Source organism: Leadbettera azotonutricia ZAS-9, assembly GCF_000214355.1.
Classification (GTDB): domain Bacteria; phylum Spirochaetota; class Spirochaetia; order Treponematales; family Breznakiellaceae; genus Leadbettera; species Leadbettera azotonutricia.
Window position 1 is genome coordinate 2880353 of sequence record NC_015577.1, and the last position, 22821, is coordinate 2903173.

Genomic DNA, 22821 nt, shown 5'->3' on the forward strand with positions numbered 1-22821 from the left:
GTTTTGCGGTAAACTTAAAGGGATTGGAGGTTCCCCATGACCATAGAGCAAACCGTCGAAGTCCCCGCCAGCCATCGGCTTATGGTGGACGTACCGGCAGAAATCCCCGCAGGGCCGGTGGTGCTTACCTTTACCCCCGCCCGTGCCAAGCCTGCGGCAGCGGAAGAAGCCAAAACAGACCTTGAAAAGTACCCCTGGCACGCAATGCGAGGTATGTTCAAGGACTCCAAATTCTCCTCGGAAGAACTCTTCAAAGAACGCGCCCGCGACCTTTTGCGGGAAGAAGCGAAACTTTTCGGCAAAATTTCGCCGGAGGCTCTTGAAAAAGCGGTACGCCGCGGCGTTACCCCCGAAGAACTGGGGCTTGAGGATTTCGTATGATCCCTGCGTACTGCCTCGACGCCTGCGCCTTGATAACCGTGGTCAAGAAGGAGCCGGGGTTTGAAATTGTCCGCGACCTGCTGCGCCGCGCCACCGCCAGAGAGGCGGCAGGTTTGAAATCCCGCCATAGGATGTCCCATGCAGATGCCCTGGGCCTGGCTGCCGCCAAAGAACGGGGCGCCGCCTTTGTTACCAGCGACCATGCAGAACTTGAACCGGTTGAACAGCACGAATCTAACTCCTTTCTCTGGTGCGGCCCTTCGGCCTTCTCCGAAATAGCAGCCTAAACTGGGCCTTACGCCATGCTGCCGTAATTCAAATAACACGCTCACTGGTTCGCGTGCATTCATTGGGCGTCCGCCAAACCTAAAAAATAACCTTTTGCCCACTCCGCCCCTAAAACTGCGATGCCTTTTTCATTGCTCAAATTCATCTTTTGCAGTAAACTAGAACCATGGATGAGGCAATCACCTTCGTACCATCTGCGTTCAAGCACGGCGTTACCAAAGAAGCCATCTACCAGGCGGTAGACCACCCCCAATACGAAGATCTCATGGAGGATTTTTCCAATAAATACTTGTTGCTGGGCTTTGACGGCAATGCAAATCTGCTTGAAATACTGTATAATCGTATTAGTGAGAACACTATTCGTGTGTTCCATGCCATGCCATGCCGCCCCGCATGGCGCGAGCTTGCCAACATTTAGGAGGATACTATGGCTGATGATATGACCGACGAAGAATATGACGCCCTGGACGAACTTTTGACCAAGACCACCCCCAAACTTTCGGGTAAGCCCGGCGGCTTCTTCACCGACCGAGCCCGCTTGCGTGAGGCCCAAACTATCATCGTGGATGCCTTGACGGTCCAGTGGGTGCGCGCCATGGCGGAAAAGACCCACAAAACCCCCACCGAGATCATAGGCGAGCTGGTCCGCGAAAAAATCGCCGCCTCTGCATAACTGCAAACCTTCGGTTCGATTCATCATCCTTCCTTATTTTTTGATGTCGTTCTCGTCGAAGACGTCGCCGCATTCGGGGCAGAACTTGGGCACATTCTTTGGGTCCGGCGGTTCCCATCCGCATTTGTCGCAGCGGTAGAGGGGCTGGCCCTGGGGTTTGGATTTGCCGCAGTTGGCGCAGAACTTGCCGCCGTTTACGGTGCCGCATTCGCACTTCCAGCCTGCGTTCGAGTCGGGCTTGGTCTTGCCGCAGTCGGCGCAGAACTTGCCGGTGTTGCCTGCGTGGCCGCAGCTGCATGTCCAGCCTGCGGTGCCTGCTCCTCCTGCTGGCGCGGGGCCGGGGCCAGGGCCAGGGCTTCCGCCCTGAGGGCCTTGGCCCGGCTGGCCTGGGCCGTTTTGCGCGCCTAATCCATAGAGGCTTTGGGCGTTCATGCCCCCGGCGTTGGCTGCCATGCCCATACCCATAAAGGCCATGCCTGCGCCGTTGGGGTTGGACGCGGCAGAGCGCATGGCGTCGCTTTGGGCGTTTACCAATGTTGCCGCTGCCATGGTGGGGTCGCGCATAACTGCCGCTGTCTGGAGCTGCTTTATGCGGGCCTCGTCTTCGGGCAGGGCGTTAAGGGCGCTGATGCCGAACTTGACTATCTCGATGCCGCGAATGTCGCGCCACTCTGACGAAAGCTGTTCATTGAGGATTTTGGCCAGTTCAAGGTTGTGGGCAGGCAGCTCCTGGTATTCAAGGCCCGCGCCAAGTTTGGCAAAAGCAGGCGCCAGGTTGGTGATAATCTCGCTCTTAAGCTGGCTGTCGATTTTTTCGCGGGTAAAGGTGTCGGCAACGTTGCCGCAAAAGCCGTAGAACGCCGCAGGGTTGATAATGCGGTAGGAGTATTCTCCATTGCAGCGCAACGAAATAAGGAGCTTCAAATTGATGTCCGGGTCTACTACCTTATAGGGGATAGGGGACGGGGTGCCGTATTTGTTGCCGATAATTTCTTTTGTGTTAAAATAGTAAATGCGGTGCTGCTTGGCGGGTATTCCGCCGTGCTTAATGCGGTCGCCCATGCTGGCAAGCATTCCTTTTAAGCCTGCGCCAAGGCCCCCTGCAAACACGCTGGGCTCAGTGCCCGCTTCGAAGGTGTAAGTGCCCTCTTCCGCGCAGATGTCGGCTACTTTGCCGTCGGCAATGATGATGGCCGCCTGCCCCTTGTTCACCACGATGCCGGAGCCGTTGGAAATTACGTCTTCTTCGCCCTTGGTATTGCTCGACCTCTTGCCTGCCTTCTTCTGGCCTTTCATCGCCAGAACATCGGCCTCCATGCTGTCGCACACAAAGTATTCCAGCCACTGATCCGCAAACGCGCCGCCCACGGCGCCTAATGCTGCTTTAATAAGTCCCATGATTGTTTCTCCTTCTTACTTTTTCACAGTAGCGATAATGCCAATGGTGATCCATGGGCTTTTCTGGAAATCTAAATTGAATTCCAGCGCGTTGTTGATCACCGGAATGTCCAGGTCAAAGTCCAGGCTAAAATTCCTGGTGGGCTTTAAAGTGCCCCCCAGGCTTAGGGTGAGGTTCAGGGCGCCAAAGCTGTTGGTGGTAGTAACCGTGGCAGGGCTTGCGCCGTTGTCGCTGCTGGTAAGTTTATAGAAAGATCCGTTCCAGGCCCGGAGGTCTACCCCGCTGTTCAGGCTAAAGGGCTTGCTCGCAAAGCTGTAGATAAGGGCAGCGGTGGCGTGGGGAGACAAGGCGAGAGAAAGGTTGGAATCGTCCTTTGTCGCTGACCAATTCTCCAGCGTGATATCGCCGCCTATGCCATAACCGGCAGACCAGCGTTCGTTAAAGTCCCAGGTGCGCTGGTAGCTTACGTTAAAGGTGTTGATGACATGGGAGCCGTCATAGCTTGTGGTAATATCTTTGCCGCTTGCAACTGCGGTCTGGGTATAGGGGTCTGGCCAAAAGAAGACACGGAGCTGCCAGCCGAAAGACCACCAGCGGGTCTCAACTCCCCTGGGGGCCAGCACATAGGCTGCGCCCAAGCCAAGCTGGAACTCGTGGTGCCCATCGTCGGTGGTGGGGCGTACTATGCTAACGCCTGAGTTATTGTCGGTCTGGTTTTTGCCTATATCCCAGTTAAAGCCGATGCGGGCAGTGGGTTTAAAAATCGCCCCGCTGCTAAGAGGGAAGTTATTGCCCCAACTCACGGCAAGGGCAAAATTCCCATCGTTGGTGTTGTAAGTAGCATTACCGGCGTCGTCTACATCTTTGTTTATGTGTAATTGCAACAGTGCGAGCTGCACCTTAAAGGCGCCGGCGCCCCCGGCGCTAAAGAGCATCGCAATATCGCTGTTGAGGGTTATACCGGTGTCGCTTTCGCTTCCCGCATTGGGGTTTGTGGGATCGAGCGGATCGGCTCCGGGGGGAACATCCAGGCGGTCGCCATCGTTTTCTATGCCAATGGCGGTTCCGTCCCAGAAGTTACCGTTAAAGTAAAAACCGAAATAGGTCTTGCCTATATAACGGGAAAAGCCGCCGGAGACGCCCAAGGCATTATCGGCCGCATCATTGGCAGGGCCCTGGTAATTGTTCCCCGCCTGGAAGTAGCCAAAGGCCTTTTCAAACTGGAGCTTGCCCCAGTCGTTGACGCTCATGTAATTGTCCACATCGGTTACAAAGAGCCCCCAGGTATTGTCGCTGACAAACGAGTGGGGGTTCGATTGGGCGAAGGCCGCTGTAGACAAGGCAAGGCCTGCCGCCAGCACTACTACGATTTTCTTGATGTTCATGATGATACTCCTTAATCAATCTTGAATATGATATCTATGATATACAGGTACTGACCTTGATGATCTTTTGGACCTGATGATCCGGTAACATTGGTGATAGATGCAGCATTACTATGGGTAAAGCCAAAGGTCGTGTCATAGAGGGTATAAAAGTGATACCGTCCGGCGATTCCCACGTTAATCTTGTAATACTTATTGGAAACAAATTTTTGACCACTGTTTGGGGAAACTTCTGTAGTCCAGGGGCCGCTCACAGAATCTGCAACATACCACACCTTAAGGGAAACACCCGGGCTAAAATACGTATTATAATTGCCATGGTCACTGCTGGAATTAGTAGTATAATAACCATAAAACGTCTGGTCTTTTGTCGGCTTTGGCGGCCACACGGTACTTAAATCAATGCCTGCGGACGCCGAATTTTCCGATTTGGAACCGGGAGCCGAATAGGTTATGTTCATCGTAGTCCCGTTATTCGAATTGACAGAAGCAGTTAACGGTTTCTCTGACCCATCATGGTCATAATACGTACCTTTGATATTTGCCGCAGTAACACCGCTAAAGGTCCAACCCGGTTTGGCTTCATAATCAACAATAAAACTATACTGCGTATTCGCCTTAATGGGGTTATCGTTTGGCGATATCTGCTGTTTGCGCCTGTATTGGGGATTGCTATCATTATTATCAAACCAAGTATTCTGTGTAAATCCCCCAAAAGGGTACCCCGCAAACACGTAAATTCCACCGGAAATGAGTTTCTCTAGATCCGTTACCTTCTTTTCCGATACGAACTCCGCATGGCTTAAGGTTACTTTAATCACGGACCCGTCATTTGAAAAATTAGTACGGGTAAAGGCTTTCGGTACATCGGTAAAATTCTTAAAGGTAGCGCTTATGCTTGATGCAGTAACACCGTTAAAATTAAAGCCCGGTTTTGCGGTCAAGGTAAGGGTAAGATAAAATGTTTTATCCGACTCTATCGAAGTAACAGCGTCGCCGCCAGAAGTTAACGAGAGCGACTTTGCTACGGTATACTCAGGAGAACTTGCATCTACGCCTGCCAGCCCCAACTCTGTCGGCGTAGAGCCAACCTTGGGGTAGTTATAAGGGCCCAGGTTAAAACTCGTGGCAGAAGTACTCCCGGTAGGGGGGAACTTTAATGTTACCTTGATTGCAGTAGAGTTCGTATAGCTAACCGTTATCGGAGCCGCGCTTGCACTGCCATGGGTAATGGCTATTGGGTTTTTGAAGGTATAGGTACCCTTAGCTATAAGTGTTACTTCCGCCTGATATGAGGTTGATGCCGCAAAGACACTGCCCACGGAAGGAGTCCACAAAATGGCCGAGGCCTCATACCTTTCTTCAGAAAATGCGGTAGTCGGCGTTCCACCCAGGACAGGAGTTGCAATATTGGGTGCTAGATTAATCGCGTTTATCAGACTTCCTTCCGTGGTACTGCCATCGCCGCCACTGCCAGAACCATCAGAATCAGGATCACTGGCTGTGCCGGTAGTTGCCGGAAAGATAATAAGGATAGTAAGCGTACTACCGGTGTTGGCGGCTATTTCAACGGTAAGCCCACCAAAGGTGAACGGTCCGGTTATACCAGTAAAAGTAAAGTCACCTTTGGTATGCAGGACGTACTTGGCTTTATAGACCGTACCACCGTCAAATGTGGCGCCCACATAGGCTGCACCCGATTCTTTTACCCATTCCCCGGCGCCTGTATATTGGTCCCCGCTTATCGCAGGGAGGGAGCTTACTGCGACACCTTGTGCCGGCGCGGTAATCGAAAGGCCGCTTAGATCAAAATCATCGACTGCGGCGTACTTTCCTTCCCTGCTGCCTGCGGGATTGCTGCACGCGGCAAACAGCAGCATTGCGACCAAAGCAGCGGCCAGCGCCACTTTGCAAACGGTTGCCTCCCGTGGGGCATTATTCATCATCAGTTTCATATCTTTCCTCCATATCGCTTGTATCAGCCGCCCCGGTGAGAGGGCTGCCCCCAAATAGGGGGCGCTGGGGTGTTAACCATCTACCGGTTGGTTAGCGGCAATGGTATACGTACCCGTACTCGTAAACTGGGTAAAAAAGTTGCCTGGAGTACTGGTCTCAACCAAACCTCTCGCTGTCAAGTTAAGCGATTCATTGCTAATAATGACTGTAAATGGCCCAGTTCTTGGTGTGCCACTCGTATTTTCATTTGCAGTGATAATTCTGCTGGTGGACTCCTCCGGAGTTTCCAGCATTGAATATGATGCCAGGCACCTTTGAGCTTTCCTTAATCCTCCTTGTAATGATCCTGCGGCATAGACCGCAGGATAAACAGTAATATCTTTTACGGAATTACAAACTGAATTGCGCATCCATTTCTACTACAGCAACATCATCTGTAGATTGACGAAATGAATAACCAGAAAAAGTTATCCCTCCACTGTGGGTAAAGTTGATAGGTGTATCGTTACCATTATAAACTGTTTTTTCCCCAAACGGTGCCCCTATGATTCTTAAATGGACTCGGTACGTTCCTCCCGACGCTAAGATTTCACTAATAGCCATTTTTTCCCAATTAGTACCGTTTTTCTTATAAAAATCGTCCCGAGCTATATCAAACTCACCAAAGACTTTTTGAACACCACCATCACTTACCCAACCGTTATCTTTACTACAATATTCCAATATTTTTTTACCTGTTGCTGGCTTAGGAAACGCATAAGTCAAATCTAAGGCTACACGGCTTTGCGATTTATATCGAGCATCGCTAAAAGTAACCGTAAGCGTATTCCCGCCGTTACTGACAGTCCCTGAACCGGGGTTAAAGGTAAACTCTCTCCCTCTTAGACATTTAAGAACAAAACTTGCGGGAGAAACACCAGTAAAGGTATAGTCCGTTTGGGCAGTCAGGGTATAGGTAAGATTAAATTGTACATTGTTCTGAATTTTGCCTGAAATTAACGGCGAATAGGTCCTAACAGCCGAATACTGGCTATTATTCCAATTTGGAACTAAAAGCAATTGGTCTCCAGGTACCGTACCAGACAGAGGCGTGTATACAGTCTTCAAGTCAAAATCGTTTACCTTCTTTTCCGATATGAACTCCGCATGGCTTAAGGTTACCGTAATCACCGAGCCGGTATTTGAAAAATTGGCGGCGCTAATGGTAAAGGCTTTCGACACATCGGTAAAATTCTTAAAGGTAGCGCTTATGCTTGATGCAGTAACACCGTTAAAATTAAAGCCCGGTTTTGCGGTCAAGGTAAGGGTAAGATAAAATGTTTTATCCGACTCTATCGAAGTAACAGCGTCGCCGCCAGAAGTTAACGAGAGCGACTTTGCTACGGTATACTCAGGAGAACTTGCATCTACGCCTGCCAGCCCCAACTCTGTCGGCGTAGAGCCAACCTTGGGGTAGTTATAAGGGCCCAGGTTAAAACTCGTGGCAGAAGTACTCCCGGTAGGGGGGAACTTTAATGTTACCTTGATTGCAGTAGAGTTCGTATAGCTAACCGTTATCGGAGCCGCGCTTGCACTGCCATGGGTAATGGCTATTGGGTTTTTGAAGGTATAGGTACCCTTAGCTATAAGTGTTACTTCCGCCTGATATGAGGTTGATGCCGCAAAGACACTGCCCACGGAAGGAGTCCACAAAATGGCCGAGGCCTCATACCTTTCTTCAGAAAATGCGGTAGTCGGCGTTCCACCCAGGACAGGAGTTGCAATATTGGGTGCTAGATTAATCGCGTTTATCAGACTTCCTTCCGTGGTACTGCCATCGCCGCCACTGCCAGAACCATCAGAATCAGGATCACTGGCTGTGCCGGTAGTTGCCGGAAAGATAATAAGGATAGTAAGCGTACTACCGGTGTTGGCGGCTATTTCAACGGTAAGCCCACCAAAGGTGAACGGTCCGGTTATACCAGTAAAAGTAAAGTCACCTTTGGTATGCAGGACGTACTTGGCTTTATAGACCGTACCACCGTCAAATGTGGCGCCCACATAGGCTGCACCCGATTCTTTTACCCATTCCCCGGCGCCTGTATATTGGTCCCCGCTTATCGCAGGGAGGGAGCTTACTGCGACACCTTGTGCCGGCGCGGTAATCGAAAGGCCGCTTAGATCAAAATCATCGACTGCGGCGTACTTTCCTTCCCTGCTGCCTGCGGGATTGCTGCACGCGGCAAACAGCAGCATTGCGACCAAAGCAGCGGCCAGCGCCACTTTGCAAACGGTTGCCTCCCGTGGGGCGTTATTCATCATCAGTTTCATATCTTTCCTCCATATCGCTTGTATCAGCCGCCCCGGTGAGAGGGCGCTGGGTGTTAATCTACCGGTTGGTTAGCGGCAATGGTATACGTACCCGTCCCGTATGCTGATAAAGATGCATTAGCCGTCGTGGTCGTAAACTGGCTAAAACCGCTGTTTGTAGTAGTCCACGCAACCTTACCACCCGCTGTCAATTCAAAACGGTTCCCGCCAATATCGAAATATAAAGGTCCTGTCGAAGTTTTTGTTCCGCCACTCGTATCATTTTCGGTGACAACTTTGCTGGTGGACGCCGCCGCCAGGGTTACCTTTGCGTAGGGGGCGCTGGCGCTGCTCGTAAGGACGATGCTGCCCATCTGCGACACATCGCTTTTGCCCCCCAGGTCGAGGGTGGTATTGGCGCCAATCAATAAGGTTTTGCCCGCCGGTATGGTGATGCTGGCGGGGTCGCCTGCGGCATACAGAGTTCCCGGTCCTCCTATAATGAGCCTGTTCGTATCGGGAGCTAAAGTCGTAGTATTACTGCTTCTCCAATTGCCCTGCAGGGTACCGACGATTTCGCCGTTTTTGTAAAAGACCGCTTTGCCCAGGCCCTTTGCATTGATCCCCCCGTTAGCTTGGAAATACAGATACCCGACCCGGACGACATGGTCATTTGACCCGGTATCATTATGGATAAGCACGTCACCGGCTGGGGCGGCGGGGCCGGCGATAAGGCGGAGCTCCAGCTTATCAGCGGTTTGTTCGGAGATCAGGGTAAGGCCGCTGCTTAAGGTGAGGTCTGTGTCCGGATTAAAGCCAAGGTTGCCGTCGCCAATATTGACGGTTTTGGCAGCCTTGGTAAACACGGTGCCTGCGGGGTAGGTAACTTGGGCGGCCGAGGCATCGATCGCGGTTACCTTGAGGAGGCCGCCCCCTACGGAGAGGGTGTTGCTCCCGGCGCTGGTATGGCTAACGGCGGCTGTCAGGGTAATGGGGTCCTTGGTTGCGTCCGCCAGGGCGGTCTGCAGCGCGGCAAAGGTGGCAACGCTGCTTGCTGTGATGGTGTCCGGGTCACCGCCGGGGGGCGGGGTGCTGCCACCGTTGTTCCCTCCGGGCTTGCGGCTCCCGGCGGGGTTGTCGCAGGAACAAATCAGGATGAAAAGGCTGATCGCCAACACGCTTGCCGCCAGCAGGGGGCTGCCGCCAAATAGGCGGCTTGTCAAACTGATCTTCGTCTTCATAAAAAAACTCCTTTATACCTTAGTTTCATATCTTTCATCCATATCGCTTGTATCAACCGCCCCGGTGAGGGGGCTGCCCCCAAATAGGGGGCGCTGGGGTGTTAATGATTAGTAACCGGTTGGTCAGCGGCAATGGTCACCGTACTCGTCCCGTATGCTGATAAAGATGCGTCAGCCTCCGTGGTCGTAAACTGGCTAAAATAGCTGTTCTCACCCTTAAGAATCACTGTCAATACAACCTTACCACCCGCTGTCAATTCAACCATATTCCCGCCAATATCGAACGTTTGCGGCCCACTTTTTGGTACGATATGCGTGGAATTTAAGGTGACAACTTTGCTGGTGGACGCCGCCGCCAGGGTTACCTTTGCATAGGGGGCGCTGCTACTGCCCTTAAGGACGATACTGCCCAGCGCGTTGTCGCGGTCGCCCTTCAGGTTGATGGTGGTATTGGCGCCAATCAATAAGGTTTTGCCCGCCGGTATGGTGATGCTGGCAGGGTCGCCTGCGGCATACAGCATACTCCCTCCTGTCGCTCCCTCTACAATGAGCGTGTTCGTATCGGTGCTGAAAGTCGTATCATAACCACTGCTTGCCCAGTCGCCCTGCAGGGCGCCGACGATTTGGTTCTGGTTGTAAAAGTCCGCTTTACCCTTGCCCTTTGCATTGATATACGAATCAGACGTGAGGAGCAGCGTCCCGCCTTTGACGACTTCGTAATCTGAGAAGGGATCAATATGGATAATTACATCATCGGTTGTGGCGGTGGGGCCGGCTATAAGGCGGAGCTCCCTTCCATCTTGTGCGGAGATCAGGGTAAGGCCGCTGCTTAAGGCGAGCTCTGCTCCCAAATTAAAGCTAAGGCCACCGGCGCCAATATTGACGGTTTTGGCAGCCTTGGTAAACACGGTACCCGCAGGGTAGGTAACCTGGGCGACCTCGGTCGCCTTGAGGGAGCCGCCCCCTACAGAGAGGGTGCTCCCGGTGCTGGTCTGGTTAACGTTGGCTGTCAGGGTAATGGGGTCCTTGGTTGCGTCCGCCAGGGCGGCCTGCAGGTCGGCCAGGGTGTCAACGCTGATGGGGTTCGGGTTGCTGCCACTGTTGTTCCCGGCGGGGTTACCGCAGGAACAAATCAGGATGGAAAGGATGATCGCCAACACGCTTGCCGCCAGTAGGCGGCTGCTGCCAAATAGGCAGCTGGTCAAACTCATTTTTGTCTTCATAAAAAAACTCCTTTGTACCTTAGTTTCATATCCTTCCTCTCTATCGCCTGTATCCGCTGTCCTGCGGAATGGCGCCAGGCGCCGTTTTGGCTGTGCTGCAGGGCAGCTTGGTGCTAATTAACCACTTTGTTAGCGGCAATGGTCACCGCATTCGACGAGGTTGCTGATAAAGACGCGGTACTCTCGGTCGTAAACTGGCTAAAATAGCTGTTTGCAGTATTACCCACAACCGAACCACCCCCTGTCAATGCAACCCCTTTCCCACCAATAGTGAACGATGTTTCCCCATTTTTTGTTGTGCCGCCGGTGGTATCTCCGGTGGTAACTCTGTTGGACGACGTCTGCAGGGTTACCTTTGCGCCGGCGCCATCAAGGACGATATTGCCCGGCTTACCGGTATTATTCAAATTGATGGTGGCAGTGTCTTTAATCAATAAGGTTTTGCCCGCCGGTATGGTGATGCTGGGGGTGCCGGATTCGCCTAGGGCATACAGAGCACTCGTACCCCCTACAGTGAGCGTGTTTTTATCGGTACCGGAAATATTATTATCAGCACCGGTCCATTTGCCCTGCAGGGCGCCGACAGTTGTGCCATTGTTTTTAAAGACCACTTTGCCATCGCCCGCTGCAGTGATAGGCGCGCCACTTTTGAGGGACAGCTGCCCGGCCCCGACGATGTTGGGATTTGGCCCTGTATAATTTTGGATAGACACATAATCGAGTCCGGATTCGGGGCCGGCTTTAAGGTAGAGCTCCTGCCCATTCGCGGTGTTTTCGGAGATCAGGGTAAGGCCGCTTTGTAAGGTGAGGATTGTGTTCGAATTAAAGCCAAGGTCGCCGCGGCCAATATCGACGGTTTTGTCGGCCTTGGTAAACACGGTACCCACAGGGTAAGTAACAAGGCCTGTGTCCCCGCTTACCGTGATGAAACCACCGTCGGCCCCCCCTACATAGAGTTCGTCTGCTCCGGCTTTGGTCTGGTTAACGGCCTTTAGCAGGATAATGGGGGCGTCCTTGGTGTCGTCCGCCAGGGCGGTCTTCAGCTCGGACAGGGTGCTAACACCGATGATTGTGAAGAGGTCCGGGTCCAGGTCGCCGCAGGAAAGAATCAGGAAGGAAAGGCTTACCGCCAACACGCTTGCCGCCAGCAGGGGGCTGTCGCCAAATAGGCGGCTGGTCAAACTGCTCTTCGTCTTCATAAAAAAACTCCTCTATACCTTTAGATAATTACCTTGGCGGTAGCGGATTTGGTACGGTCAAAGGTGCTGGTGGCACGGATTATGAGGGTGTCTGCTTTTTCGTCGTTCCCCACGGTAAGAAGGCCGTTGGAATTGATGGTTGTCTTGGCGCTGGTGTTGCCGCCTACTTCCCAGGTTACCTTTTTGGAGGCATCGCCGGTTACGGCAACATCAACGGTGAATTGCTGGGTCATCTGGCGGCGCACGGCTACCTGGGTTGGCCTGATGCTTACGCCGTACACTTCGCCTTCCACTATCTGCGCGGGGGTGGGGGCGGAGATGGAGACCGTGGGCTCGCTATAGTCGACACCATAGGGGAGCACAAGGCAGCTATTCAAAAACACTGCGGCTGCGGCTAACACTAATACTACTAAATTCTTCTTCATGGTTTTTCTCCTGTTTTGCACGGTTTTACCGTGGGGTTTAATCGAAGCTCCCCAAAGGGGAGCAGCTCCCCAGGGGGGAGTATTTTCTTGTTCACTTAGACGCTGCTATCATTGCTTCTATCTGCTCCGTAAAGCCGGCAAGGTACGCAGTGATGCTGCTAATTTCGCTCTTTGGGATACGAAAGCCCACCGCACCGGGGTGGCCGCCGCCGTTGGTAATGGCGAGGGAGGCAAGGACGGCGCGCAGATCCAGGGCGTCGAAGCTGGCGGCGCGGCGCAGACGGAACTGGTACAGGTTGGACAGTGCGGGGTCGTCGCAATAGACCACCATGCCCAGCTTGCCCGATTCTTCTGCAAATTTGTCCGAAAGGGTTTTGGAAACATTGACCATTACCTCGTTGCTGTAGCGGCTAAAGAGGCCGCGTGAGGCTTCCTTGTCCAATGCGGCGGTAAAGAGGGAAGCAGATTTGTGAATGTGAGAGGCCATCTCCTTGTAGCATTCCTGTTCCGGGCCCGAAAGGCTCTGGATAGCGTTATAAATATCCTCCTTGGACGAAAGGTTTGCGCTGCCTGTTTTGGTGGTCTGCCCCAGAAGCCGGTTAAAGTAGCTGCTAAAGATGCGGTAGTACCACTTCTCCCTTTTGGTCTTGAGGAAGGCCCCCAGGTGGGAGTCGCCCACAATGCCGGTAAGGATTGCCAGGGCAAAGTTGCGGGAAAAGAAGCTCGCCACTTCTCCCCTGCCCTGCTTCTGCGCCCAGCGGGCAAGTTTAAAGCTAAAGTACCCCACAAGCTCGCAGCAGCTTGCGGCCTGGGACACCAGGGTGTAGCCCTGGCTCCCGATATAGCGGGAGTCGGAGCCCAGGTGGTGGTCGAGTTCTATCTTTTTAAGATGAGGGTTTGCCATAAGTTCTTGCACGCTGTCGCTTGCAAGGAGCATATCGGGCTTGGGGGTGTCCAGGATGATGAGGGCAGAAAAGCCCCTATCCGCAATGGCGTCGCCGGTTTTAAGGGTTTCGATGCCGTTGTAGCGGCAAATGGCGCGGAGGTACTCAAGCTGCGGGGCAAAGGGTTCGCTGATAAAGACGGCGGCCTCTTTGCCTAGCTTGCGGAGGATAAGGGCAAAGGCCACCTGGGAGGCGATGCAGTCCGCATCGGGGTTATTGTGGCCAAGCACAAGGAAGCTCTTCCCCTTGATAAGCTCGCGGGTAATCCGCGCAATAACGCGGTTCTTTTCTGCAATGCTGGGGACTTCCTGCTTGCTTGCAAACTGCCGGGCAAACTGCCGCCGCCTTACCGAGTGGCTCATGTATTAACCCAAAACTCCGTTGCAGTATTCGCAGCGGCCTTCGGGGGTGGGGATTCCGGTAGCGCCGCAGTTGAGGCAAGCCACCGGCCCTTTGGGGGCGGCGGCAGCGGCCTTGAAGTGCAGATCCGAGAGGGCCTTCTTGATTTCTTCCGCTTCGGCTACGGCGTTCTGGTAGTCCTGGGAATTCTTTTCCAGGTTTTCGGCAACGCTGAATTCCATATCCTGGAACCAGGGGCTGTTGATGTGCACCGTAACATCCACGCTGTACTCGACGACTTCCTTGCGGGGGGCGGGTTTGCCCTCCTCCCTGGGGGCGTCGTCGTCGATAATGCTGCGCTTCTCTTCGTCTACCACAAAGTCGCAGCCGGTTATTTGCGAGAACTGAAGCACATCGGGGTTGGCGTTTCTGAAATTCGAAGAATCGGAAATGACGATAAGCCCCTTGTTATCGTCGATGTGCAGGCGGTAGTTCCGCCCCACGGTGCGGGTTTCGCTAAAGGCCTTGACGATTTTCTCGTTCTCTGCCCGGTACGCCAGATGCTGCTTCATGTCCTGCAGGGCAAAATTCTTGCGCCCCGTTAAAAGGGGGCTAATTTTTTTTGCGCAGTCTTTGCACATGTTGCCATCTTTTAACTTCCGGTTGCCCAAAAGCCCGATTTTGTTCCCGCAGATATCGCAGGTTTTCTTGTCAAATAATCCCATAGTGTTGCTCCTTTATTAAGCGTGTTAGTACTAATACCGCCCTGCCCCCAAATAGGGGGCTTTGGGGTGTTAATTATCAACTACCACTAAGTTAGCGGCAAAGGTACACGGACCAGTTCCGAGTGCTGATAAATACACGGGATTCGTACTCAAACTCTTCCTCGTAAACTGGCTAAAATAATTGGCATTAGTAATGGTCCCAACGAAACCATTCGCTTCCAAGAGAAACGATTCATTGTTAATGGTGAATATTTTTGGCCCAGTTTTTGTAGTAGTGTCATCCGCGGTATTTCCGGTGATAACTTTGCTGGTGTCCGCCTTTAGGGCTATCCTTGTGCGGGGGGCGATGTCGCCGTTGCCCATAAGGACAATGCTGCCCATAGATGCGGCCGTGCTACCCGCAAGGTCGATCGTTGTATTTTCGGCAAGGCTGAGCTGCGCACCAGGGGCTACCGTAATACGGGACTGGTTCTGTGCAAGAAATCTGGCAGCGGCGGCGCCTTTAATCTCGATGTTTCCCGAATTATCAACCGAAAGTGTAGTAGCTCCACCGGAGCTAGACCAACTCCCCGTTATGCTGCCTTTGCCTTCTCCAGTACCAAACTGTATTTTCCCTGTGCCGGCGCTTGCGGTGCTGCCACCGCTATTAAAGAAAATAGACGAAACAGCGCTGCCAGAGGGGCTAAGGTACAGTACACCGGCATTGCCATCAACCACCACAGAGCCGTTGACCGCTGCAAGGGGGTTAAGGATTCCACCCTGAATGCGTACATAGTTGGTGTCATCCCCTGCCTGTATTCTGGCGCTGCCCGTTGCTTCGACTTTGGCTGTGCCATGCACCGTAAGTACGCCGCTTTCTATCAAATTGCCCGCAGCCAAGCCGCTAAATTCCACGTCGTTTGAACCGGTGGGAAAGGCAGCGCGTATGACAAGGCCGCCTGCCTTAATGCCTGCCCCATTGGTAAGGGTCATGATAGAAGAGGTGTTAATGACCAGGTTGGTAGTGTCGCCTATGTCTATGGTATTCGTTGTAGTATCGAACACCGTATTGGCAGGGAACGTCACACCGCTGGTAGTTCCTACACTCAACTTGGCCGGGGTGGTTGCGCCCATGGAGATGGTTGCGCTGCTCAGGGTAAGGTCGACGGTTATCTTTACCTTTTCCTTGGTTTTCAGGGCATCGTTAAGGTTTGCCACTGTTGTTGGGCTGGGAAGAACGTAGTAGAGAAGTTTTCCCGGCTTTCTTTCCGTAGTAAAGGGTATAAAGGCGGTGGTAAGGGCAGTCAAGGCGCTGGTTACCTCTAATGCAGTGGCGGCGGGGTTGTTGCGTATTGCCTTGGCGGTAGTGTATGCAGTTCCAAAGGCGCTTTGTTCCGCAATGGTAAACCAGTATTTGCTTTCGAAAACATCAGCGCCGTCTACGCTATAAAACGCGTTGCGGTAGCGAAAGTCGGCGTCAACTAGTTGTGCTTCAATAAGGGCAATCTGCAGGGCGTATTTATCGACCGTAGAGCCGTCTTTGATAAAGATCCTGCTGGGGTCCCCGGTAATGGTAAGCGTAGAGTCGCTTAAGGTGTAACTTAAATTCTCAACTACCGACGTTGGGTAGTCGGCATAAATGCCCTCTTTATATTGATAATAGGAAGTAATGTTAAACTCGATCTTCCCGTCATCGGTATCGGTAAAGGTGCCTATTTCTGCCTCAATGATAGTACTCGGGTCTGACTCATGGCCTATCCTTACCAGTTTGACACCGGAAAACAGAAGATCGTACTTTCCATCGACGGTTTTCCAAAGGCCTTCAAACTTGGAGAGCGACGGGTCGCTAGGGCCAGAGGCTTCCCACTTGGCATAGAGGATAGTGTTGGCGCTTACGGGGGTGGCGCTAAAGTTCCAGGGGGCTCCGGTTCCGGCGGCGTTCTGATACCAGCCGCTAAAGGTGTAGCCTCCACGGGTGGGGGCGGTTACGGTGGGGGCAAGGCTGTCTGGGACAATGGTTTTTACTTCCGCCGCCGGTGCGCCCGCGTAGTTCAGGTTGTAGGTTACGGTTACGGCAGTTATGATGTTTACCGTAAAGGCGGCGGTTTTGCCGTTTACGTTGATGGTAACGGTTTTACCCGCCCCTGGGTTTGCTTTGACGGTGTCCCAATCGGTGTCCGCAGGGCTTACGGAGATAAAGCCGGTGGTGCCGTCGTTAAAGGTGGCGGTTACCACAAGACCTGCAAGGTCGAGGGCTTCGCCCACAAGGTAGGTGGTTTTAGTGGGCTGCGTTACGGTAATGCTCGCAACGATGCGGGCATCTTGGGTGTAGGCAGCGGTGGTCAATACGCCGCTATTGTTGTAGCCGTTTTTGACGGCGATGGCTTTTACCACGCTATTCCATGAGGGCACGGCAAAGGGCGCTTGGTAGAAGCTGGTCGATTCCCCGGCGACTACCGGGGCAGTGCCGTCGGTGGTGTAGTAAATGTATGCCCCGTCGGTTGCGCTTGCAAGGGTTACCTTTGGCAGGCTAAAAAAGGCGCCGCCATTGGGGCTTGCGGTGGGGGTCGCCGCGTCGGGGGTCGAGGGCGGGTCAGAGGGGCTGTTGCCGCCGCAGGAGGCGAAGATCAAGGCAAGCGCAGCCAGGACGCCGGCTATTGCGAGAATCAGTTTGCTTGTACGTTTCATCTTTCTGTTCCTTTGCATGTTATGTCCGCCACTGCCGGCGGGGGGCGTTACGGGGGGAACTCCCCCCGTTGAAGGGGGTGGGCCGCAACAACGTGCGGCCCAGGGGGAAGGCTCGGCAACCCTGTTGCCGTTCCCCCTCTTTCCCTCTTCTAAAAGGGTCTAGTTCTTAATGGCCTGGGCTCCTTTGCCGGAGACGGCGCCGAAGAGTTTAAGGGCGTCGTCCAGGGGGTAGCGGTTGGCGTACATGGAGACTTTGGTGGTCATGCTGCCGGACTGGTTCAGGCCCATGGCTCGGCGGAAGTTGTTGGCGCTGGAGTTGGCGTCGTAGTCGGTGGTCTCGGTGTAGGTGGCGTTGAGGAAGCCTTCGAGGTACGGGGCGTTGAGTTTGCCTTTAAAGCCCCCGGCGGCTGCGGTGGTGAGTTCTTCGTTGCGGTCGTACTTGTAGAGTTCTTCCCGTTCTTCGAAGTTCTTGGCCCAGACCCGGGTGCCCATGCCGCCGCCGGGGAGTTCGATGTCGCCCATCTTATTGAGGAAGAAGTAATTGTCCTCGGCGCCGGTTTTGCGTTTGGTTTCGTTGGCGGGGGTCTCGGTGCGGGTGCGGTCAAGACCGGCGCGGTGCGAAAGGCCGATGATGTTGTGGTGCACGTCGGTGTTGACGCCGGTCATAAAGCGGTAGCCGGTGCCGAGCCCTAAGTCCTGGTTGTCGGCGGTGCGGTTCCAGTTGAAGAGCACGGTGTTGTACGAGAAGTCTACGGTGTTGCCGTAGTTCCCGGTGGCGAGGCGGCTGGAAATCTGCACGGCGGCGTAGGTGTTGTTGATAAACAGGTTGTTGATGATCTTGATGGTGGCGCCGTTGGCGTTGCCCATAATGGCGTACTGGTTGCCGTTTACAAAGACGCAGTTCTGTATGGTGAGCTTGCCGGTAACGTCGAACCACAGGGTGGGCTGCACGGTGCCGATGACGTCTTTGGTGCCGTTGTTCTCGCCCTTTGCCGGGGGGATAACGAGCATACCGGTTGCGACTCCGGCGGGCTTGCCGTTGGTGGCGTGGTAGCCCAGGGAGTTGCCCTTATCCAGGATGATGCCGTCTATGATCATTTCGCCTGCGGGTTTAACGCCGTTGACGGTACCTTTCTTCCCCAAATTGAGGAGGGCATAGGCGCCGGCGGTGCCGTTGCTGGCGGGGGTGGGCTGTATGGTGGTGCGATTGGCGAGGACGTCGCGCTTGGAGAAATCGGTGGTGTAGCCGCCTTTAAGGCTTACAGCTTTGAGCACTTCGATATAACCCCGGTCGCTGGTGCCCAAGTAGTTGCCTTTGGCGATGTGAATGGTGTCGCCGTCTGCGGCTTTGTCCAATGCGGCCTGCAGGTCCTTGTAGGGCTTGGCTTTGCTGCCGTCGGCGCTGCGGAAGCTCTCGCCGGTTTCTACGCTGACATAGAGGTCGGCGGCGGCGGCAGTGGCGGCGGCTATCAGCAGGATTGCCGACGCGAGGAACAGGACTTTTTTCATCTTCTTCATAGTAAATCTCCCTTCTTGCGGCTTTGCCGCGTATGTATATAAGCCCTCTAACGAGGGCAGCCCTCTGCTGAGGGCACAAACCCCACGGGTTTGCAGTATCCCTATTGAACAATGCCCAGGTCTTAGTGCCCCTCTTTATCCAGCACCCCATAGCGGTACACCAGCTCTGCCTGGTTTTTTACCCCCAGCTTCCGGTAAATCCTCCCGGCTATCTGCTTCACTTCCGACTTTCCCCGCATAATGGTCTCGGCAATCCAGGGTACGGTAAAAAACTCCCTGAGCCACGGGAACACTTCACGTTCTTCGGTGTCCAAAAGCGCCGCCTCAGGCGGCAGGTCGTGCAATTGCGGTTGCAAAAGCGCAGTCCCTTCGTTTGGATGGGGGTCTTTCATCGTATCCATAGCTATTGATATCCCCTAACCGGGGATTCCACATGACACGTTTCGTGTCATTTTAAAAAAAAACGAAGGAAAATGGGGTAAATTGGCATAGCATGAAACGTGCTATATGGGTTTTTAGGCTATTTTTGGAGGTATAGTTAAGGTATTGGAGAGACCTATGACCATTGAACAAACCGTTGAAATCCCCGAGGACCACCGGGAAGAGCTGCCCAAGGTGACCCGGGCGCAACGGGCGCAGTGGGCAGAGGAGCGAAAGAATGATCCGGTTTGGCAGGTGCTGGATCGGCCGCTCAAACATGACTGGAGCTGGCTCCCCGAAGGCTTAACGCCGGAGACTTTTCTGGTCAAAGATGTCCGTGACATTATCATCAAGGATAAATAACGTTCTGCTTGATAGCAGGATTGGGGAGAATGTTAAATTGCCCTTTCTTTTTGGGTTTTTTTGAGGTAGAATGGGGATATGGAACAGGCGAGCGGAAAGACGCTCTATATTGAATTTAACAAATCCGCTTTTAAACATGAGGTAACAAAAGAGGATATTCGTTTTGCCTTTGACAATAAGCTATTAGATCGTCCTGTGGTTGGGGAGGAAGAAAAAAACCTGCTTATTGGCTTTGATCGGGCGCTTAATCCCCTTGAAATTCTATATAATGAAATTGATGAAAAATCGGTTAATGTGTTCCATGCTATGCCCTGCCGTAAGGCATGGCTTAAATTGGTTAATGTGTAGGAGGAAAATATGGCAAGAATGACTGAAGAAGAAGCGGACGCTTTAGATGAGCTCTGGACTAAAACAACACCCGAAATAGATACAAGCAAGAGCGGGTTTTTAACCCGATCCGGCTTTACTATGGTTTCGCTTGATACGGTAACCGCGGCCTATCTGCAAGCAAAAGCGGCTGTTAGCCATCATAGTGTTTCGGAGCTTATTGGCGAGCTTGTGCGGGAAAAGATTTCTGCTTCTGCATAAGGTGAAGGATCTATTTACCCGCCGTCAGGCGGGCGGGGGGATTACCCCTCAAGCTTCGCAAACAATTCCTGGCGGTGCGAAATGCCCAGCTTCTGGTAGATGCTGCGGCAATGGTTGTTCACGGTGTTAAAGGAGATAAAAAGCTCGCCGCCTATTTGGCGCAGGGTAAAGCCCTTGAGCAAGAGGACGCAGATTTCCTGCTCCCGCCTGGAAAGGCCGTATTGGGCAAAATCGGGGGGCGACTTGGCAAGGCGGGTTTCCATCTGCATAAGGGCCAGGACATAGGCTTTCCGGTAGTAGCGGTTAAGCAGGAAACTAAGCACATAGATACCGCCGCCCAAAAGAACGAGGATCACCGCAAGAACCGCATTGTGGGATACAATCAGGCTGTTGTAGTCTTGCCGGGGCATGAGGAGGTCAAGGGCCATCTCGTCGTCCAGGTAAGGTGAATTGGCAGGGTAAAGTTTAACACGCTTGCCTGAGCCTAAAACTATAAAGCCGCCCCTGCCCAAAGCCAAAGGGCCGGAATAAAAGGCGCTGTCTGTTTCAACTCCGTTCCCACTGGAAGGGCCGAATCGGGAGATCAGCCGGGGATAGGGGCCTGGAAGGGGGCTATGGTTCAGCCTGAAATTCGCGGCGCTTATTTCAAAACCGCATACCCCCAGGAGCTTCCCCTGGGAGCTTATCAGAGGGACGCTGCACAGCAGGGCAGGCTCTTCCCGTTTGTAAACACCGCCTGAATCCTCAAAAGTCCAGTAATAGGAACGGGAAAGGGGCAGGGAGGGGTTCTTCCGGAAGGTCTCCACAGGCACGGTGTAAAAGGCGCTCCCCCGGCTATCAAGTTCCAAATCCCAGAGCGAATGCACCGCAAGGTTATTCTTGTACGCCAAATCCGCAAAACCCCTTAGGAAGAGCTTATAGGCATTACCCGGTATAAAGGGCTCTGTGTTTTGGATAGAGAAGCCCGCGCGGGAATACTCGGCATCCTTAAGGCGGGGGTTAATAGTTGCTTCCAGCGCCATGAATACCCCCGAAACCCTGGCTTTGTCCAGGGCAAGCAGGGCGAGGCCAAGCTCAGTTTCTTCTATATACAAAAGCGTCTCCGGCTTGCCGGAGAGTTCCCCTATGGAAAGGCCCGCATTCTCCAGGTGGATCTCAATATTGTGCGACAGAGTTTGCGCGTAGAGCAGAGCCTCTACAGAAACTTCGCCCAGCCGCTTTTCGAGGTTCCCCGCAAGGGAAGAGCGTTCCCTGCTGATAGTGCGTTCCAGCTCTGTGCTGCCGGAAGAGACCTTTCCATTGATAAGCAGGATTACAAAGACAATGACCGCCGCCGAAAAGAGCACCGTAGGGATAAGCGCCCGGTGCGGCCTGAGGGGGAAGGTAAAGGTATTTTTCTGCCGGGCAAAAGACCGGCGGTCCTTATCGCTCACGTTTCCCCTGCCCTACTCGCTAAAGGCGGCAATAAAGGAACGTAAGTCCTCGCCGCTCTCCCCTCCGGAAAGCCCACGCTTGGCCGCCTTTTGCAGTTCCTCCACATACCGGGTTTGCAGGGTGTCCAGTCCGTCGAACACCGGGGGGATAAAAAAGCGGTACTCCTTTTGCATGGCTATGGCGGCAAGGAAGGCCTGCCTTTTAAGGCCCTCGCCGACAGCGTCCATGCCGTTCGCCATAACAAGGTCAAAGGCCTCCTGCATTACCGGCATATAGCCCGTGGCGGCGGTAAAGCGCAGGTTCTGGGCAGGCTCGGTAAGCCATTTGAGGAACACCCCCGCGCCGTATTCCTTTGCCGCTGTGGATTTCAAGACGCACATGCCCCCACCACGCTGGGCAGCGACCTTTTCGCCCCCTGCAAACACCGGGAAGGGCAGTACGACAAACTCCACATCTTCTTTGCTGTTGTCCGCATAGGTAACGGAAGTGGGGAAATACATGGCCCCTGCAGAAGTAGACGAAACCGCCACCACCTCGCCCGACAGGGCAAGCTGGCTGCCAAAGTTGCTGAAAATAGCCACCTCCCCCCGTGCGGCAGGCCCATAGTAGCTATCCCACACTCGCGTAAAAGAGGGGGAGGCGACATTGAGGCGCTTCCCCTGGACAAAGCTCTCGCCCATCTGCTCCATGCCTATCATGGTGTAGTTAAAGAGTTCGTCGGGGCAATAAAAGGTTTTGCCCCCCGACCATTCCCGGTACTGTTCGGCAGCAGCGATAATGCCCTCGAAGGTCGCAAGCTGCCCAAGGCTTACGCCGGGGGTATCGGCGGCAAAGCGGTCAAAGATGGTTTTGTTGAGGAAGAGGACTTCCGTGGATTTTGCCACCGGCAGGAGGTAGAAGACGCCCCCTATCATGCCTTCTTCCACAAATTCGCCCACATAGCGGGAAATCTCCTCCCTGGTAAAGAGGCTTGCAAAATCCACCAACACCCCCTTTTGGGCAAGGCTTGCGGCAACCGGGGGGTACACCACCGCGATATCCGGCAGCTCAGGGGACCCAGGGTCGCCCTCCGCGGCCATGAGGAGCTTTTCGTTCAGCACCGCAGCCCGGGCGACGGCGGTAACAGAGACGGTTATGCCCTCCTGGGCCCCCCGGGTGGCGTTGAACTCCGTTGCCAACTCCTCAAAACCCGTCTTCATCTGCTCCACGTAGGTATGCCACACGGTGATACCCACAGGATTCCTTTTGCTGGGCCGGTTTTTGCCCTGGCAGCCTAAAAGCGCCACGAGGACGACGGATAGGATGATAAAGGATAAAAAGAAACGCCGGGTATGTCTCATAGTGAAGGTATAGGCTTTTCAACA

The 22821-nt window shown here is 53.6% G+C and carries 22 protein-coding genes; 7 read left to right on the forward strand and 15 right to left on the reverse strand.

Features of this window, described 5'->3' with window-relative positions; all coding sequences use genetic code 11:
• Positions 1 to 36: 36 nt before the first annotated feature.
• From TREAZ_RS12640 to TREAZ_RS12655, 4 genes are all read left to right on the forward strand, one after another.
• The gene (locus TREAZ_RS12640; RefSeq protein ID WP_015712263.1) at positions 37 to 381 is read left to right on the forward strand and encodes a hypothetical protein; all 345 of its coding nucleotides are present in this window, start codon (positions 37 to 39) and stop codon (positions 379 to 381) included.
• The gene (locus TREAZ_RS12645; protein ID WP_015712264.1) at positions 378 to 668 is read left to right on the forward strand and encodes a PIN domain-containing protein; all 291 of its coding nucleotides are present in this window, start codon (positions 378 to 380) and stop codon (positions 666 to 668) included. Before TREAZ_RS12640 ends, TREAZ_RS12645 begins: the two co-directional genes overlap by 4 nt.
• Before the next feature lie 167 nt (positions 669 to 835).
• Positions 836 to 1087, forward strand: coding sequence for a hypothetical protein (locus TREAZ_RS17900; RefSeq protein ID WP_015712266.1), 252 nt, complete (start codon positions 836 to 838; stop codon positions 1085 to 1087).
• Positions 1088 to 1096: 9 nt separating this feature from the next.
• Entirely contained in the window at positions 1097 to 1342 is a 246-nt protein-coding gene (locus TREAZ_RS12655) for a hypothetical protein (RefSeq protein WP_015712267.1), read from the forward strand.
• Between the two features lie 33 nt (positions 1343 to 1375).
• Here TREAZ_RS12655 and TREAZ_RS12660 read toward each other — a convergent pair whose 3' ends face one another.
• The 13 genes from TREAZ_RS12660 to TREAZ_RS12720 all read right to left on the reverse strand — a co-directional run bounded on the left by TREAZ_RS12660 (position 1376) and on the right by TREAZ_RS12720 (position 19053).
• Entirely contained in the window at positions 1376 to 2740 is a 1365-nt protein-coding gene (locus TREAZ_RS12660; RefSeq protein ID WP_015712268.1) for an SPFH domain-containing protein, read from the reverse strand.
• A gap of 15 nt (positions 2741 to 2755) precedes the next feature.
• Complete coding sequence (locus tag TREAZ_RS12665; RefSeq protein WP_015712269.1) at positions 2756 to 4126, reverse strand: TDE2508 family outer membrane beta-barrel protein; 1371 nt, start codon at positions 4124 to 4126, stop codon at positions 2756 to 2758.
• 11 nt (positions 4127 to 4137) lie between these two features.
• The gene (locus tag TREAZ_RS12670; RefSeq protein ID WP_043923092.1) at positions 4138 to 6081 is read right to left on the reverse strand and encodes a hypothetical protein; all 1944 of its coding nucleotides are present in this window, start codon (positions 6079 to 6081) and stop codon (positions 4138 to 4140) included.
• A 391-nt stretch (positions 6082 to 6472) separates the two neighbouring features.
• Positions 6473 to 8392, reverse strand: a complete 1920-nt coding sequence (locus TREAZ_RS12675) for a hypothetical protein (RefSeq protein WP_043923093.1) — start codon at positions 8390 to 8392, stop codon at positions 6473 to 6475.
• Positions 8393 to 8445: 53 nt separating this feature from the next.
• Positions 8446 to 9612 (reverse strand): hypothetical protein, encoded by a 1167-nt coding sequence (locus tag TREAZ_RS12680; RefSeq protein ID WP_015712270.1) that lies wholly within the window; start codon positions 9610 to 9612, stop codon positions 8446 to 8448.
• A gap of 101 nt (positions 9613 to 9713) precedes the next feature.
• Entirely contained in the window at positions 9714 to 10835 is a 1122-nt protein-coding gene (locus TREAZ_RS12685) for a hypothetical protein (protein WP_043923094.1), read from the reverse strand.
• 113 nt (positions 10836 to 10948) lie between these two features.
• Complete coding sequence (locus TREAZ_RS12690; RefSeq protein ID WP_015712273.1) at positions 10949 to 12034, reverse strand: hypothetical protein; 1086 nt, start codon at positions 12032 to 12034, stop codon at positions 10949 to 10951.
• A 20-nt stretch (positions 12035 to 12054) separates the two neighbouring features.
• Complete coding sequence (locus TREAZ_RS12695; RefSeq protein WP_015712274.1) at positions 12055 to 12459, reverse strand: Ig-like domain-containing protein; 405 nt, start codon at positions 12457 to 12459, stop codon at positions 12055 to 12057.
• A gap of 91 nt (positions 12460 to 12550) precedes the next feature.
• Positions 12551 to 13765, reverse strand: coding sequence for a DHH family phosphoesterase (locus TREAZ_RS12700; RefSeq protein ID WP_015712275.1), 1215 nt, complete (start codon positions 13763 to 13765; stop codon positions 12551 to 12553).
• Positions 13766 to 13768: 3 nt separating this feature from the next.
• Entirely contained in the window at positions 13769 to 14467 is a 699-nt protein-coding gene (locus TREAZ_RS12705; RefSeq protein ID WP_015712276.1) for a DUF4428 domain-containing protein, read from the reverse strand.
• A 69-nt stretch (positions 14468 to 14536) separates the two neighbouring features.
• Positions 14537 to 17134, reverse strand: coding sequence for a chitobiase/beta-hexosaminidase C-terminal domain-containing protein (locus TREAZ_RS12710; RefSeq protein ID WP_015712277.1), 2598 nt, complete (start codon positions 17132 to 17134; stop codon positions 14537 to 14539).
• Positions 17135 to 17293: 159 nt separating this feature from the next.
• The gene (locus tag TREAZ_RS12715) at positions 17294 to 18652 is read right to left on the reverse strand and encodes a right-handed parallel beta-helix repeat-containing protein (protein WP_015712278.1); all 1359 of its coding nucleotides are present in this window, start codon (positions 18650 to 18652) and stop codon (positions 17294 to 17296) included.
• A gap of 122 nt (positions 18653 to 18774) precedes the next feature.
• Entirely contained in the window at positions 18775 to 19053 is a 279-nt protein-coding gene (locus TREAZ_RS12720; RefSeq protein WP_015712279.1) for a helix-turn-helix domain-containing protein, read from the reverse strand.
• Between the two features lie 157 nt (positions 19054 to 19210).
• On the opposite strand from TREAZ_RS12720, the gene TREAZ_RS12725 reads away from it, so the two are divergent.
• The 3 genes from TREAZ_RS12725 to TREAZ_RS12735 all read left to right on the forward strand — a co-directional run bounded on the left by TREAZ_RS12725 (position 19211) and on the right by TREAZ_RS12735 (position 20023).
• Positions 19211 to 19435: a hypothetical protein gene (locus tag TREAZ_RS12725; protein WP_015712280.1), complete on the forward strand. Its 225-nt coding sequence runs from the start codon at positions 19211 to 19213 to the stop codon at positions 19433 to 19435.
• A 78-nt stretch (positions 19436 to 19513) separates the two neighbouring features.
• Positions 19514 to 19783 carry a hypothetical protein gene (locus tag TREAZ_RS12730; protein WP_015712281.1) on the forward strand — a complete coding sequence of 90 codons (270 nt, stop codon included), beginning with the start codon at positions 19514 to 19516 and terminating at the stop codon, positions 19781 to 19783.
• 9 nt (positions 19784 to 19792) lie between these two features.
• Entirely contained in the window at positions 19793 to 20023 is a 231-nt protein-coding gene (locus TREAZ_RS12735; protein WP_015712282.1) for a hypothetical protein, read from the forward strand.
• Positions 20024 to 20064: 41 nt separating this feature from the next.
• On the opposite strand, the gene TREAZ_RS12740 is transcribed toward TREAZ_RS12735, so the two are convergent.
• Together TREAZ_RS12740 and TREAZ_RS12745 are read right to left on the reverse strand one after the other, a co-directional pair.
• A complete protein-coding gene (locus tag TREAZ_RS12740; protein WP_015712283.1) occupies positions 20065 to 21456 on the reverse strand; it encodes a helix-turn-helix domain-containing protein in 1392 nt (463 codons plus the stop codon).
• Between the two features lie 12 nt (positions 21457 to 21468).
• A complete protein-coding gene (locus tag TREAZ_RS12745; protein ID WP_015712284.1) occupies positions 21469 to 22797 on the reverse strand; it encodes an extracellular solute-binding protein in 1329 nt (442 codons plus the stop codon).
• Positions 22798 to 22821: the final 24 nt, after the last annotated feature.